General features: G+C 69.3%; 11 protein-coding genes. 3 read left to right on the top strand and 8 right to left on the bottom strand.

Annotated features, from left to right (window positions below; genetic code table 11):
* Nucleotides 1–23 precede the first annotated feature (23 nt).
* The 8 genes from ACWIHT_RS20070 to ACWIHT_RS20035 form a co-directional block, all read right to left on the bottom strand.
* A complete protein-coding gene (locus ACWIHT_RS20070; protein WP_009314218.1) occupies nt 24–605 on the bottom strand; it encodes a GTP-binding protein in 582 nt (193 codons plus the stop codon).
* Nucleotides 586–1,158, bottom strand: a complete 573-nt coding sequence (locus tag ACWIHT_RS20065; RefSeq protein ID WP_200686380.1) for a DUF742 domain-containing protein — start codon at nt 1,156–1,158, stop codon at nt 586–588. The genes ACWIHT_RS20070 and ACWIHT_RS20065 overlap by 20 nt, the downstream gene beginning before the upstream one ends.
* 94 nt (nt 1,159–1,252) lie before the next feature.
* On the bottom strand, nt 1,253–1,666 hold the full coding sequence (locus tag ACWIHT_RS20060) for a roadblock/LC7 domain-containing protein (protein ID WP_005479603.1): 414 nt from the start codon (nt 1,664–1,666) through the stop codon (nt 1,253–1,255).
* A 10-nt stretch (nt 1,667–1,676) separates the two neighbouring features.
* A complete protein-coding gene (locus ACWIHT_RS20055) occupies nt 1,677–4,991 on the bottom strand; it encodes a nitrate- and nitrite sensing domain-containing protein (protein ID WP_456169456.1) in 3,315 nt (1,104 codons plus the stop codon).
* A 401-nt stretch (nt 4,992–5,392) separates the two neighbouring features.
* Complete coding sequence (locus ACWIHT_RS20050) at nt 5,393–5,968, bottom strand: GTP-binding protein (RefSeq protein ID WP_006375318.1); 576 nt, start codon at nt 5,966–5,968, stop codon at nt 5,393–5,395.
* Entirely contained in the window at nt 5,949–6,347 is a 399-nt protein-coding gene (locus tag ACWIHT_RS20045; RefSeq protein ID WP_019058642.1) for a DUF742 domain-containing protein, read from the bottom strand. Before ACWIHT_RS20045 ends, ACWIHT_RS20050 begins: the two co-directional genes overlap by 20 nt.
* A 111-nt stretch (nt 6,348–6,458) precedes the next feature.
* A complete protein-coding gene (locus ACWIHT_RS20040; RefSeq protein WP_005479910.1) occupies nt 6,459–6,872 on the bottom strand; it encodes a roadblock/LC7 domain-containing protein in 414 nt (137 codons plus the stop codon).
* A gap of 9 nt (nt 6,873–6,881) precedes the next feature.
* On the bottom strand, nt 6,882–10,796 hold the full coding sequence (locus ACWIHT_RS20035; RefSeq protein ID WP_456169455.1) for a nitrate- and nitrite sensing domain-containing protein: 3,915 nt from the start codon (nt 10,794–10,796) through the stop codon (nt 6,882–6,884).
* A gap of 571 nt (nt 10,797–11,367) precedes the next feature.
* Here ACWIHT_RS20035 and ACWIHT_RS20030 point away from each other — a divergent pair.
* The 3 genes from ACWIHT_RS20030 to gltX all read left to right on the top strand — a co-directional run bounded on the left by ACWIHT_RS20030 (nt 11,368) and on the right by gltX (nt 14,033).
* Nucleotides 11,368–11,553, top strand: coding sequence for a hypothetical protein (locus ACWIHT_RS20030; RefSeq protein ID WP_456169454.1), 186 nt, complete (start codon nt 11,368–11,370; stop codon nt 11,551–11,553).
* A 226-nt stretch (nt 11,554–11,779) separates the two neighbouring features.
* On the top strand, nt 11,780–12,556 hold the full coding sequence (locus tag ACWIHT_RS20025) for a fumarylacetoacetate hydrolase family protein (protein ID WP_456169453.1): 777 nt from the start codon (nt 11,780–11,782) through the stop codon (nt 12,554–12,556).
* Nucleotides 12,549–14,033 carry a glutamate--tRNA ligase gene (gltX, locus tag ACWIHT_RS20020; protein WP_456169452.1) on the top strand — a complete coding sequence of 495 codons (1,485 nt, stop codon included), beginning with the start codon at nt 12,549–12,551 and terminating at the stop codon, nt 14,031–14,033. The genes ACWIHT_RS20025 and gltX overlap by 8 nt, the downstream gene beginning before the upstream one ends.
* Nucleotides 14,034–14,070 lie beyond the last annotated feature (37 nt).

Below are 14,070 nucleotides of genomic sequence, written 5' to 3'. Positions count from 1 at the left end.
ACGAGCCGGATACAGCGGAACTGCTACCGCAGGCGGGCCATCAGCGCGTGCTCCACCAGGGTGATCAGGGCCGACTTCGCGTCGGCGCGGTGCCGGGCGTCCGTCGTGATGATCGGGGTGTCGGGGCCGATCTGGAGGGCCTCGCGGACCTCGTCGGGGTTGTACGGCTGCTGGCCGTCGAAGCCGTTGAGGGCGATGACGAAGGGGAGGCCCGAGTTCTCGAAGTAGTCGACCGCGGGGAAGCAGTCGGCGAGACGGCGAGTGTCCACGAGGACGATCGCGCCGATCGCGCCGCGTACCAGGTCGTCCCACATGAACCAGAAGCGGTCCTGACCGGGGGTGCCGAACAGGTACAGGATCAGGTCCTGGTCCAGGGTGATGCGTCCGAAGTCCATGGCGACCGTGGTGGTCGTCTTGTCTCCGGTGTGGGTGAGGTCGTCGATGCCCGCGGAAGCGGACGTCATGACGGCCTCGGTACGCAGCGGGTTGATCTCCGAGACGGCCCCGACGAACGTGGTCTTGCCCACGCCGAAGCCACCCGCCACCACGATCTTCGCCGAGGTGGTGGAGCGGGAAGGACCGCCGCTAGAGCTTGCGAAGTCCACTGAGCACCCTTTCGAGCAGTGTCACGTCTGGCTGGCCGCCGGCGTTCTCGTCGCCGCCGGGCTGATGAATGGCGACCAGGCCCGCCTCCGCCAAGTCGGCGACGAGGATCCTGGCCACACCGAGAGGGATCGTCAGGAGGGCCGAGATCTCGGCCACCGACTTGATCTCCCGGCAGAGGTTGCAGATCCGCTGATGCTCGGGCAACTGGCCCTGCATCTGGTGCGGCTGCGCGGTGGTGTGCACCAGCGCCTCGATGGCGAGCTGGTAGCGGGGGCGGGTCCGGCCGCCGGTCATGGCGTACGGACGCACCAGGGGATTGCTCGACGAACCCGCGGGCGCGGCCTCGGGGGAGCGCCGGTGCGGCTGCACGGGCTGGATGCGCGGCGCCGGCGGCTGGTCGTACGGTGACGGACCGGGGCCCTGCGGGTACTGAGGGTGACGCGGGGAAGGCGAGGAGGGGAAGTTGTACCGGTTCCCGGAACCGTCGCCCTGCCCCTGGCCGGGGCCGTACGACCAGTTGCCCGAAGACGAACCGCCTGGGGGTGTTGCCACTTTCTCCTCCTCCGACTGTGCCGGGCACCCATCAATGTGGAGCCGCGTCCCGAAACCTTATGGCCTCGGGACGCCAAAACGCACCGTCCGCTTGTTAGTTGAGAAGGCTCCCCTGGAGCTCTGCTCGAAGGTCCGGGGTCAGGACCGTACCGGCACGGTCCACCAGAAGGGCCATCTCGTACCCGATGAGGCCGATGTCCGCCTCGGGGTGTGCGAGAACCGCGAGCGAGGAACCATCGGACACGGACATGATGAAGAGGAATCCCCGCTCCATCTCCACAACCGTCTGGTTCACGCTGCCGCCCTCGAAGATGCGCGAGGCACCGGCGGTCAGTGAGGTCAGACCCGACGCGACGGCCGCCAACTGATCGGCACGGTCACGCGGGAACCCTTCGGACATCGCCAGAAGGAGTCCGTCGGCGGAGACCACCACCGTGTGGGAGACACCGGGGGTGTTGTCCACGAAGTTGGTGATCAACCAGTTCAGGTTCTGCGCCGCCTGGCTCATCGGGCTCACACTAACGCTCCTGGTTGTAGGTGCTGTCAGAGCCGAAACCCTGACCGTTCGTTTCACTTCCCGCACTGCGACCCCGCTGGACGCCACGGCGCAGGTTGCTGAGCCTGCCCCGGATGTCCTCGGGAGCGCGGGAGACCTGGGGGCCGCCCTGAGGGGTGCTCTCGGCGGTGCCCTCGACCAGGTTGGCCTTGGGCACCCGCCTCGGCAGACCGGAGGAGGTGACCCCGCCGGCCTTCGGCTTCTTCAGCGCCGAGGCCTGCTGCCAGCGCGCGTCGTTCGCCGACTGCCAGTCCACGGTGCCGGTGGTGCCGTTGGCGCTGCCGTTCGCGGTGCCGTTCGCCGTACCGAAGATGTTGGTGCTGCTCTCCGGGGCGGAGGCCGACGACTCCTGGCGCGCGGGCTGCGAACCGTTGGTGCCTTTCGCGGCCGAACCGCGGCGCGGCAGCCCGGCGTCGGTCAGCGCGTGGACAGCCGAGGGGGCCGGTCCCGGACGGTCGAAGCCTACGTGATCCCGCTCACTCACGTCAGCGGCCTGCGAAGGTTCCGGATCCGGAGCGTACTGGTCCGGGTAACCGTTGCGGTAACCGTCCTGCTGCGGCCAGTCGTCCTGATAGGACGGCTCTTCGAAGCCCGGATACGTCTCCGGGGCCACCGAGTGCGCCGACGCGTGCTCCTCCCGCACCGGCTCGGCGTACCCGGGCTCCGGGTAACCGCCGTTGGCCGCGAAGGAGTCGGCGAAGGTGTCGTTCTGCGTCCCGTTGCCGTTCGGCGCGAAGTACTGCTCGTCGTACGCGGGCTGAAGCGGCTCGTCGTACGACGTCTGCTGCTGCTCCTCGTACGTCGGCTGCCCGTTGTACGCCGTCGGCTGCTCCTGGTACGCCTGCTGGCCGTTCTCGGCGTACGGCTGCTGCTGCGGTTCCTCGAACTCGCCGAACTCCGGGTAGGCGCCCGGCTCAAGGGCCTCCTGGCCCGGCTTCTGGGACTCCAGGGCCGCCCGGCGCTCCTCGCGCATCAGCGAACGGCCGACCGGGTCCAGCTCGCGGATGTCGTCCGGCACCTCGGGGTAGCGGGTGTCGTCGAAGCCCAGCTCGGCCGCCGTGCGGATCGGGGTCTGGTTGAAGTCCTCGCCCGGGTACTGCGGCTGCTCCGGCATGATCTGCGAGACGGTGAACTCGTCGCGCTGGAGCTGCTGTTCGCCACCGCCACCGTGGGTGATCGCGTCGGGCAGCATGACCAGCGAGGTGGTGCCGGCCTGCTCGCCCGAGGGGCGGAGCTGGACGCGGATGCCGTGCCGGTCGGAGAGGCGGCCGACCACGAACAGGCCCATGCGCTGGGAGATCGCGACGTCCACGGTCGGCGGGTTGGCCAGCTTGTGGTTGATGTCCGCGAAGTCCTCGGCGGTGAGGCCGATGCCCTTGTCGTGGATCTCGATCATCACGCGGCCGTCGGGAAGACGGGTCGCGGTGACGCGGACCTTGGTCTGCGGGGAGGAGAACGTGGTGGCGTTCTCCAGCAGCTCGGCGAGCAGGTGCACGAGGTCGGTGACCGCGCGGCCGTGGATCTCGGCCTCCGGGACACCCGACAGCTCGATGCGCTCGTACTGCTCCACCTCGGAGGAGGCGGCGCGCAGCACGTCGACCAGCGGGACCGGCTGGTCCCAGCGGCGGCCGGGCTCCTCGCCGGCGAGGACCAGGAGGTTCTCGCCGTTGCGGCGCATACGGGTCGCGAGGTGGTCCAGGCGGAAGAGGTTCTCCAGCTGGTCCGGGTCGGCCTCGTTGTTCTCCAGGTCGGTGATCAGGGTCAGTTGGCCCTCGATCAGCGACTGGTTGCGGCGCGAGAGGTTCGTGAAGATCGCGTTGATGTTGCCCCGCAGGAGGGCCTGCTCGGCGGCGAGTCGTACGGCCTCGCGGTGGACCTGGTCGAAGGCTCTCGCGACTTCGCCGATCTCGTCCGTGGTGGTGATGGGGATCGGCTGGACCCGGGTGTCCACGCGGCCTGGGTCGGTGCGGGAGAGCTGGTCGACCAGCATCGGCAGGCGCTGCTCGGCGATGCCGAAGGCCGCGTTGCGCAGCTGGCGCATCGCGCGGCTCATCTGGCGGGCGACCGCGCCGGCGAGGATGAAGGCGAGGAGCAGGGCGACGACGACCGCGGCACCGGTGATGATGGCGTCACGCTTGGCGTTGTTCGCGATGTCGGAGGCCTCGCTCACCGCGATGTCGGCCTTGTCCTCCTCGATCTTGCGGTACGCCTCGTACTTGAGGGTCGTGCCCGCCCACCAGTTCTGCGCGGTGATGCCCTGCTGGGCGAGGGCGTCACGCGCCGAGATGTCGGTGGTGTTCAGCTGCGACATGGCCGTGACCGTCTTGACCGGGTCGGTCGGCGGCGGCACATACGTCTTGCCGGCGGCCTTCGCCTGCGCGGCGGCCTGCTTGACCATGGCCGCGCCGTCGGTCTGCACCTTCGCCAGGGCGGTGTTCAGCTTCGCGATGTCCGCGTCCGTACCACCGGCCTGGTACTCCTGGATGGCGATGCCCTCCAGGTAGGCGTACGAGGTGAGGGCGGTGCGCTGGGTGGCCAGGCTGTTGGCGTCGGGGCCGGGGTTGATCAGCAGGTGGGTGCCGATGGAGCGCTCCAGGGAGAGCGCGCCCTTGGCCAGCGCGATGGCGTAGACCGAGCGGCCGTAGCTGGTGATGTTGCCGGTGCCGAGGCCCAGTTCGTTGGAGAACTCCAGGAGCGGGTGCTCCAGGTTGACGTAGCTCTCCTCGGTCTGGACGCCCTTGTTCTTGGAGGTGTACGCGTTGGCCCGGACCGTCTGAAGCGACGGCTCCACCTTGCGGAAGCGGCTGAGGCGGCGCTCCAGGCCGGGGGAGTCCGGCATGTTCTGCACGGCCTTGTCGAAGGCGTCGGCCGCGTCGTCGGTGGCCTTGCGGGCCGCGACGACGGTCGCGTTCTTCTGGCCCTTGCCCTCCAGCAGCGGAGCGGCGGTGACGTCACGCTCGTTGGTGACCGCGTTGCTGTAGGTCAGCGCGGCCTGCACCACGCGGGCGGTCTTCTCCGCGTCCTCGGCGTTCTGCCAGGTGTCGATCGAACTCTTGACCTGGAAGCCGCCCATGATGAGGCCGACGCCCACGGGTATGAGCAGGATCGCGTTCAGCCGGGTCGGCACCCGCCAGTTGCGGGGCGAGAAACGGCCCCCGCTGGGAGGGGGTGGTGCCGAAGGCTCCGAGCCTGGCACAGGGGCGGGCGCCGCTCCGCGCGGCGGCGGGGTGAAGTTGCCCCGGGCCGACGGCTCGGGACCGTTCTTGCTTCGCCTCACTCGACCAACAACCTTCCGGCGGTCGGCACCTATCCTCGTGCCGCAGTGTCTCAGGCCCGTCAACGAGCGCTGACTATGAGTACGTCGTTGACTATTGGGCAGTTCAGGCATTCCAGCACGTCAGCCTGCGCGATTCCAAACAGTCGGAACGGCGGATTCCGAGTGATGTAAGCCCCACATAAAACGGTCATAAAGAGCGAGCCCCGCCAAAAGACGGGGCTTTGTTAGCGCAGTGGCACCGGGTGACCGCGACGCGTTGCGATACCACCCAATACCTCTGCCGAAACGTTATGAACACCGGGGCCGACCGTGTCAAAGGCCACAGCCGGCTCCGGGGTGTCTACGACAACTGCCGTATGGCGCTGCCGACTTGTGAACCGCATGTCGAGGCCCGCCGACAGCTACCGGAGCCGGGCCATCAACGCGTGCTCGACCAGCGTGATCAGCGCACTCTTGGCGTCCGAACGGTGCCGGGCGTCGGTCGTGATGATCGGCGCGTCCGGCCCGATCTGAAGGGCCTCGCGCACCTCCTCCGGGTTGTACGGCTGGTGGCCGTCGAAACCGTTGAGGGCTATGACAAAAGGCAGCCCGCTGTTCTCGAAGTAGTCGACCGCCGGGAAGCAGTCGGCGAGACGGCGGGTGTCGACCAGGACGACGGCGCCGATCGCGCCGCGCACCAGGTCGTCCCACATGAACCAGAAACGGTCCTGACCCGGCGTACCGAAGAGGTACAGGATCAGGTCCTGGTCCAGGGTGATACGGCCGAAGTCCATGGCCACCGTGGTGGTGGTCTTGTCCCCGGTGTGGGTGAGGTCGTCGATGCCCGCCGAGGCGGACGTCATGACGGCCTCCGTGCGCAGCGGGTTGATCTCGGAGACGGCACCCACGAACGTGGTCTTGCCGACGCCGAAGCCACCCGCCACCACGATCTTCGCGGAGGTGGTCGCCCGCCCTCCGTCAGAGCTTGCGAAGTCCACTGAGCACCCTTTCGAGCAGCGTCACGTCCGGTGCGCCGCCGTTGTTCTCGTCGCCGCCCGGCTGGTGGATGGCCACCAGTCCGGCCTCGGCGAGGTCCGCGACGAGGATCCTCGCCACACCGAGGGGCATGGCGAGGAGTGCCGACACCTCCGCGACCGACTTGACCTCACGGCACAGGTGGCAGATGCGCTGGTGCTCAGGGAGCAGTCCCATCAGCGCTGCCGGGTCGGCCGTGGTGCTGATCAGTGCCTCGATGGCGAGCTGATAACGCGGCCGGGTCCGGCCGCCGGTCATCGCGTACGGACGTACCAGCGGCTGGTCGCCCTCGTCCCCGTACGGCTCGGCGTACGGATCATGAGAGGCGGTGGGCGGGGTCATGAATCCTCCGGGCGGGACAGCAAGTCGGTCGGGCTAGCCGTCTGACAGGGCCGGTGGGGGGATTGTGGCGGCCGGACGGTGATTTGGTGAGACGGGTGGTGCCGGGGCCGGTCAGTGAAGCAGACTGCCCTGGAGTTCGGCGCGCAGGTCCGGTGTGAGGACCGCCCCTGCACGGTCGACGAGCAGTGCCATCTCGTAGCCGACGAGGCCGATGTCGCATTCCGGATGCGCGAGCACCGCCAGCGACGAGCCGTCCGAGACGGACATGAGGAAGAGGAACCCTCGCTCCATCTCCACGACGGTCTGTGCCACGTCGCCGCCCTCGAAGATCCGGGAGGCCCCGGCCGTCAGCGAGGTCAACCCGGAGGCCACGGCCGCGAGTTGATCGGCGCGGTCGCGCGGGAAGCCTTCCGACATGGCCAGAAGGAGTCCGTCGGCGGATACGACGACGGTGTGGGACACACCCGGGGTGTTGTCCACGAAGTTGGTTATCAACCAGTTGAGGTTCTGTGCCGCCTGGCTCATCTGGCTCAACTAACGCTCCTGCTGGTGAGTGGGGCTGGGGAAGCTGCCGGTCTGGCCGGTACCCGTACCGGCCTGGCGGCCCTGTGCGATGCCCCGACGGAGATTGGTCAGCCGGCCGCGTACGTCATCAGGCGCACGCGAGACCTGCGGACCGGTTTGGTGCTGTTGCTGCTGAGCCGTGCCCGGGACGAGGTTCGCCCTGGGCACCCGGCGCGGCAGGCCGGAGGTGGTGACGCCGCCCGCGGCCGGTTGCCTTACGCGCTCCGCCTGCCGAACGAGATCGTCGTTCGGCGAGCTGCGCCAGGTACCGCCCGTGGGACGCTGAGGGGGTGTCGCCGGGGCCATCGGTGCCTGCGGCTGCGGGGCGGGCGCGGAGCCGTTGCTCTGGCTCTGCGCTTCCGCCTGCTGGCCGTGGAACCAGTTGGTCTCCAGCGTGTCGTACAGCGGCGTCCTGCCGTCACCGGGACCCGTGGCAGGCGGCAACGCCTCGGGCTCCTGGCGGGTGGGACGCTGCGGGGCGGGCGGACGCGCGGTGCCGAAGTCGGCGCCGTTGCGATTCCCGTTGACCTGCGGACGGTCGAACTGCCCGGTGTTCCCGGGGTTCTGACGGCCCGGCAGATTGTGCTGACCGGTGGACCCGTTGTCAAAACCGGGAGTCGCGAACTGGCCGGTGGAACTGCCGTCGTAGGCCTGCGGGACGGCGAACTGTCCCGTGTTGGCCGGGTTGGACGGGTTGTTGGCCGGGCTGTTCGGAGCACCGAAGACGTCCGAGCGGACGAACTGGCCGCCGTTCTGCTGCGAGTTGGAACCAGGACGCGGGGTGTCGAAGTCCTGCCGCGGGAACTGGCCGTTGGACTGCGACCCGTTGGCGCCCGGACGCGGGAACTGGCCCGTGTTCTGGGCCCCGTTGACGTTCGGCCGGGGGAAGGAACCCGTGTCCTGCGGTCCGCTCGTACCCGGACGCGGGAACGAGCCCGTGTCCTGCGGTCCGCTGGTGCCCGGGCGCGGGAACTGCCTGCTGTCCTGCGCGTCCATGCGCGGGATCGCCGGCATCTCCTGCGTGCCGGGGCCCTGACGGTCGTCGATGCGCGGCATCCGGGAGGTCTGCTCGGCGTCGCGCTCGTCGTGACCGCGCGGGGCGTCGAGGTTGCCGCGGCCCAGCGGGGGCTGCGCGTTCTCGTCGCTCCAGCTGGGGCGCTGGTTGTTGCCGCCCGGCAGCTCGGCCCGCGCACCACCGCGCGGCGGGAGCTGCGGCTGACGCCCACGGCGCCGGCCACCGCCGCGGGGCGGCTCGGGCTCGTTGTTCGCACGCTGCGGGGGAACCGCGCCGTTCTGCTGCTGCGGAGGGGTCCCGCCGAAGGCGTCCTGACGTCCGTCGCCGAAGCCCTGGGGAGCGCCCGTACCGGCCGCCTGAAGGCCCTGGGGGGCGCCCGGAGCCTGACCGAAGAGACCGGCACCGGAACCGGCCGCCGGACGGCCCTGCGGCGCCGAGGGACCCTGAGGGCCACGCGCACCGCCGGGCGCACCCGGGCCACCGGGACCACCCGGACGTCCACCGCCCGCACCGGGCAGCGCGGCCCGCGGGCCCTGACCGGAACCGACCTGGCCGCGCGGAGCGGCACCGGCACCGAGCAGTCCGCCGTTCGCCGGAGCGCCCGCGCCGAGGGCGGAGCCGCCCTGACCGTTGCCCCGGCGGGCCGCACCGGCACCGGCACCGGCGGCGGCAGCCGCAGCACCGACAGCGGGCTGGCCCTGCTTGCCCGGAGCGGGCTTCTTGCCGCCCTGGGCGACATCGACCGGGAGCATGACCAGCGCGGTCGTACCACCGGAGTCGGAGGGGCGCAGCTGGATACGGATGCCGTGGCGCTGGGACAGCCGGCCGACCACGAACAGACCCATGCGGCGGGAGACCGAGACGTCCACGGTGGGCGGCGAGGCGAGCCGCTCGTTGATCGCCGCGAGGTCCTCGGGGGAGAGGCCGATACCGGTGTCGTGGATCTCGATCAGGACGCGACCGTCGGGCAGCGCGTGACCGGTGACCTTGACCTTGGTCTGCGGCGAGGAGAACGAGGTCGCGTTCTCCAGCAGCTCCGCGAGCAGGTGCACGAGGTCGTTGACCACGCGGCCGGCCACTTCGGTGGTCGGCACGGAGGACAGCTCGATGCGCTCGTACTGCTCCACCTCGGAGGCGGCGGCGCGGAGCACGTCGACCAGCGGGACCGGACGGGTCCAGCGGCGGCCGGGCTCTTCACCGGCGAGGACCAGGAGGTTCTCACCGTTACGGCGCATGCGGGTCGCGAGGTGGTCGAGCTTGAAGAGGGAGGACAGCTGGTCCGGGTCGGCCTCGCGGGACTCCAGTTCGGAGATGAGCGAGAGCTGACGCTGGATGAGGCCCTGGGAGCGGCGCGAGAGGTTGGTGAACATCGCGTTGACGTTGCCTCGCAGGAGGGCCTGCTCGGCGGCGAGGCGGACTGCCTCGCGGTGCACGTCGTCGAAGGCCGCGGCCACCTGGCCGATCTCGTCCCGGGAGTGCACACCGACCGACTCCACGGACGTGTCGACGTCCTGCGGGTCGGACTCGGACAGCTGCTTGACCAGCTCGGGCAGCCGGTCCTGGGCGACCTTGTTGGCGGTCTCCTGGAGGCGGCGCAGCGAGCGGATCATGGACCGGGCGATGACGAAGGCGCCGACGAGGGAGACACCGAGCACGAGCAGGATCAGCGCACCGGAGATGATCGCCTCGCGCTCGGAGGCGGAGCGCAGCTCGCGGGCCTTCTGCTCCATGTCCTCAAGGAGCGTGTGCTCGATCTTCTTCATCTGCTCGATCTTCGTCGAGCTGTCGTCTATCCAGTCCTTGTACGACCGCTTGTCCAGCGAGGCCAGGCCGTTCGTGTTGGCGAGGGCGCGCTCCGCGTACTTGTCCGCGGCGTCGATCGTGGCGTTGCCGTCCTCGATCGGCTGGATGAGCTCCTCGGCACCCTGGTCGCCGTAGATGTTGCGGAAGATGCTCAGGTCCGACTTCTCGCTCTCCAGCGCGGAGTCGGCGTAGAGCCGGTCGTTGTCGGAGAGCTTGCCGGTCGTCGTGTTGTTGGCCGGCAGGGCCGCCGCGATGACGGCGCGCTGCACGGACGCGAACTCCTTGGCCGAGGAGAAGGCGGCCAGGGCGCGCGTGCGCTGGATCATCTCCGGGTTGCTGGTCGCCTCCGCCATGTCCTGCGAGAGGTCGAGCAGCTGGGTGATCAGCCGGTGGTAGGCGTCGACCGTCTGCGTCGAGTTGGCCTTCGACTGGTACGCCGTCTTGCGGATCCGGTCGAGGTTGTCCAGCTCGGTGGCGAGGCCGACGACGGTCTCCCGGACGCCTTGCAGGTTTCCGTTCCTGCTGGCGCTGTCCACCTCTTCCGAGGAGTTGATGAAGTTGTCGCGGGCCCGGTCGGTCTTCTCCTCGTAGCCCTTGATCTGGTAGTCGGTGGCCTTGACGCCGTGCGACAGGGGACCGGCGGACTGGTCGCGCTCCTCCTGGAGCGCGGTGGCCAGCTCGGTGGCCTGCTTGGTCATGTCCGTCAGCAGCTTCATGTTGTCGAGCTGCTGGATGTCGGTCATGGAGTCGCTGATGCGCAGGGCGCCCAGCGAGGTGGCGGCGACCACGGGGAGCGCGAGCAGTGACACCAGGCGCGTGGAGATGCGCCAGTTGCGCAGAGCGACGCGCGAGCCGGGTCCGGGGGTGCCGCTCGGCGGCTTCACCGAGGGCGTGGGGGTCGGGGCTGCGGACACACCGGGGCGCCCGGGGGCCCCGCCTTCACCTGACGGTGCCGGGCCCGGGTTCTGGGCGTGCTGGGGCGAGGAGCTGCCGGTGTTGGGGCCAGCCCCGCCATGCGGCTCCGGCTCCGCCGGAGCACTGCCATCCCTCTTGAAACGTCCCTGCACTAGCGTCGCAACCTCTGGACCAGGCGTCCCCCGCGCGAACGGAAGGACGGTGTCGGCGTCTTGGGGAGCGCCCTGAACGCGCACCCCATGTGTGGTCGTGAGTGACCGGCGCTGCTCCCCCTTCCGCCGCCCTCGGCGCTGCGTTGCGCCCCCTGCGCGCCGGGCTGATTCTGCGGCGGTCCGTGGAATTCCAGCACAGTGCCGGATCTCCAACAAGGCCCGTAGGCCAGGCTGTGACCTGTGTGACACCCCGTGAGGACAGTGTCACGAGACGTAGAAAGCTATTCACTCCAAAGTGGGCAAATCCCCACCATCCCTTGGGGTGTGGGTTGTGCCCAAGTCGCCATGATCAGGAGCGGAATAGCAGCTTCAGGGGGCCAATGTCCGTTTCGTTGAGGTGAGTTGCGGGTCCGAATTGGTCGGTATGCCCACAGGGTGGTGAGCAAACTCACATGCGGATCATGGGGTCTTCACGCGTTCGGCCGGGAATTGGATGTTTAGCCTGACGCTTTACATGAGGGCACAATCTGTCAACCACCCACCCACGGACTGACGAGGGTCGACTACAACAGTGAAGACGACGATGATGTTCCGCAACATCGCCAACCCGCGACGCACGACACTGGCGCACCTCTCCGACGCCGACGAACTGCGGACGCCGGAGCAGCCGGAGCACTCGCTCGACCTGCCGGCCCAGACCGCCAACCCGCGCCGCACGATCCTCATGGAGATCCCGGTCGCCACCGCCGCGGAGTAGTCGCTGCACAGGCTTCCGCCTGGCACTTCCCGAGCCTTTGGTCGGCCCCCGGAGCACGCACCGAAGCACTGCGGGGGCGGCGTGCACTCGCCCGCGTCCACCGGCGCCGGTGCTCTGCCGCGACCTGATCCGCCGGAGAGGACTTAATCGGCGAAGCACCGCCCCCGCACCGCGTTAGCCTGGAGCGTCAGACTCCAGCCAGCTCAGTGAGGGGTGCCGGGATCCCGTGCGCATCGCCAGATTCTCCATCGACGGGAGCGTCGCCTTCGGCGCGGTCGAGGGCGACAAGCCGGACGAGCTCGTCCTCGACATCATCAAGGGCATCCCGTTCGCGGACTTCGAACTCTCCGGCACGAAGGTCCCGCTGAGCAAGGTCAGGCTGCTGCCGCCGGTGCTCCCGAACAAGATCGTCGCCTACGGCCGCAACTACGCCGAACACGCCCGCGAACTGGGCAACGAGGTGCCGGACGTCCCCTTCGCCTTCTTCAAGCCGTCCACCTCCGTGATCGGCTCCGGCGACGACATCCAGTACCCCTCCTTCACCGAGGACCTCCACCACGAGGCCGAACTGGCCGTCGTCATCGGCCGGATGTGCCGCGAGGTCCCCCGCGAGCGCGTCAAGGACGTCATCCTCGGCTACACCTGCGCCAACGACATCACCGCGCGCGACGTCCAGAAGCGCGAGAAGCAGTGGGCCCGCGCCAAGGGCTTCGACACCTCCTGCCCGCTCGGCCCCTGGGTGGAGACGGACCTCGACCCGAGCGACCTCACCATCCAGCTCACGGTCAACGGACAGCAGCGCCAGCTCGGCCGCACCAGCGAGATGATCCACTCGATCGAGGACCTGATCGTCAACATCACCGAGGCCATGACGCTGCTCCCCGGCGACGTGATCCTCACGGGCACCCCGGCAGGCGTCGGACCGCTCACCGTCGGCGACGAGGTCGCCGTCACCATCGAAGGCATCGGCACTCTCACCAACAAGGTTGTCAAGCGTGGCTAGCGCATCCGCCCCAGCAGTCCGTGTCCGTTTCTGCCCCTCGCCGACCGGCAATCCCCACGTCGGCCTGGTCCGCACCGCCCTGTTCAACTGGGCCTTCGCCAAGCACAACCAGGGCACGCTGGTCTTCCGCATCGAGGACACCGACGCGGCCCGCGACTCCGAGGAGTCCTACGGCCAACTCCTCGACGCCATGCGCTGGTTGGGCTTCGACTGGGACGAGGGCCCCGAGATCGGCGGCCCGCACGCGCCCTACCGCCAGTCGCAGCGCATGGACATCTACAAGGACATCGCGAAGAGGCTCCAGGACGCCGGCCACGCCTACGACTGCTACTGCTCCACCGCGGAGCTGGACGCCCGCCGCGACGCCGCCCGCGCCGCCGGCAAGCCCTCCGGCTACGACGGCCACTGCCGCGCCCTCACCGCCGAGCAGGTCGACGCGTACAAGGCCGAGGGCCGGGTGCCGATCGTCCGCTTCCGGATGCCCGACGAGACGATCACCTTCACCGACCTGGTCCGCGGCGAGCTGACGTTCACCCCGGAGAACGTCCCGGACTACGGGATCGTACGAGCCAACGGCGCCCCGCTGTACACGCTCGTCAACCCCGTCGACGACGCCCTGATGGAGATCACCCACGTCCTGCGAGGCGAGGACCTGCTCTCCTCGACGCCCCGTCAGATCGCCCTCTACAAGGCGCTGATCGAGCTGGGCGTCGCCAAGTCGGTACCGTCCTTCGGGCACTTGCCGTACGTGATGGGCGAGGGCAACAAGAAGCTCTCCAAGCGCGACCCCGAGTCCTCGCTCAACCTCTACCGGGAGCGCGGCTTCCTGCCCGAGGGACTGCTCAACTACCTTTCCCTGCTGGGCTGGTCGCTCGCGGCCGACCGGGACGTGTTCTCGATGGACGAGATGGTCGCGGCCTTCGACATCTCCGACGTGAACCCCAACCCGGCCCGCTTCGACCTGAAGAAGTGCGAGGCGATCAACGCCGACCACATCCGGCTGCTCGACGTGAAGGACTTCACCGAGCGCTGCGCCCCGTGGCTGCGCGCCCCGTTCGCCCCCTGGGCGCCGGAGGACTTCGACGAGGCCAAGTGGCAGGCCGTCGCACCGCACGCGCAGACCCGCCTGAAGGTGTTGTCGGAGATCACGGACAACGTCGACTTCCTGTTCCTGGCCGAGCCGGTCGAGGACGAGGCGTCCTGGACGAAGGCCATGAAGGAGGGCTCCGACGCCCTCCTCCGTACGGCCCGCGAGAAGCTGGAGTCGGCGGACTGGGCCTCGCCCGAGTCCCTCAAGGAGGCCGTCCTGGCCGCCGGCGAGACCCACGGCCTCAAGCTCGGCAAGGCCCAGGCCCCGGTCCGTGTCGCCGTCACCGGCCGCACGATCGGCCTGCCGCTCTTCGAGTCCCTGGAGATCCTGGGCAAGGAGAAGACCCTGGCCAGGATCGACGCGGCCCTGGCGAAACTGGCGGCCTGACCGTCGACAACGTGGGCCCCGGGGCGCTGACGCGCTT

This window comes from Streptomyces sp. NPDC002276, from assembly GCF_053891435.1.
The sequence above is the reverse complement of the archived record's forward strand: the minus strand, read 5'-3'. Positions and strand labels throughout refer to the sequence as shown.